This window comes from Coprococcus intestinihominis (genome assembly GCF_040096555.1).
Lineage (GTDB): Bacteria > Bacillota > Clostridia > Lachnospirales > Lachnospiraceae > Coprococcus_A > Coprococcus_A intestinihominis.
The window spans coordinates 1-876 of sequence record NZ_JBBMEK010000494.1; the positions used below are offsets into that span (position 1 = coordinate 1).

1 pseudogene is annotated in these 876 nt (G+C 38.7%); it reads left to right on the forward strand.

The features are described 5' to 3' along the window. Positions 1–178 precede the first annotated feature (178 nt). Positions 179–876, forward strand: a pseudogene (gene tet(O), locus WMO25_RS18445) (tetracycline resistance ribosomal protection protein Tet(O)); the annotation flags it as partial.

The following is an 876-nucleotide window of genomic DNA, read 5'->3' on the forward strand; positions in this document are numbered from 1 at the left end:
TTTTAATATGGGGCTTAGTTTTTTGTACCCAGTTTAAGAATACTTTTATCATGTAATTTTATATGCCCGAAAACATATAAGTGTTTTGGGGCTATTGGAGTTATTTACCCAGTGATAGGAGTATTTATCACTGGGTATTTTTATGCCCTTTTTTGGGTGTTGATAGGAGGAAAATCACATGAAAATAATTAACTTAGGCATTCTGGCTCACGTTGACGCAGGAAAGACAACATTAACGGAGAGTTTATTGTATACCAGTGGTGCAATTGCAGAACCAGGGAGCGTAGATAAAGGCACAACAAGGACAGATACAATGAATTTGGAGCGTCAAAGGGGAATCACTATCCAGACAGCAGTGACATCTTTTCAGTGGGAGGATGTAAAAGTCAACATTATAGATACGCCAGGCCATATGGATTTTTTGGCGGAAGTATACCGTTCTTTATCCGTATTAGACGGAGCAGTATTATTAGTTTCTGCAAAGGATGGCATACAGGCACAGACCCGTATACTGTTTCATGCACTACAGACAATGAAGATTCCGACAATTTTTTTCATCAATAAAATTGACCAAGAGGGGATTGATTTGCCAATGGTATATCAAGAAATGAAAGCAAAGCTTTCTTCGGAAATTATAGTGAAGCAAAAGGTTGGGCAGCATCCTCATATAAATGTAACGGACAATGACGATATGGAACAGTGGGATGCGGTAATTATGGGAAACGATGAACTATTAGAGAAATATATGTCAGGGAAACCGTTTAAAATGTCAGAACTGGAACAGGAAGAAAACAGGAGATTCCAAAACGGAACGTTATTTCCCGTTTATCACGGAAGCGCTAAAAACAATCTGGGGATTCGGCAGCTTATAGAAGT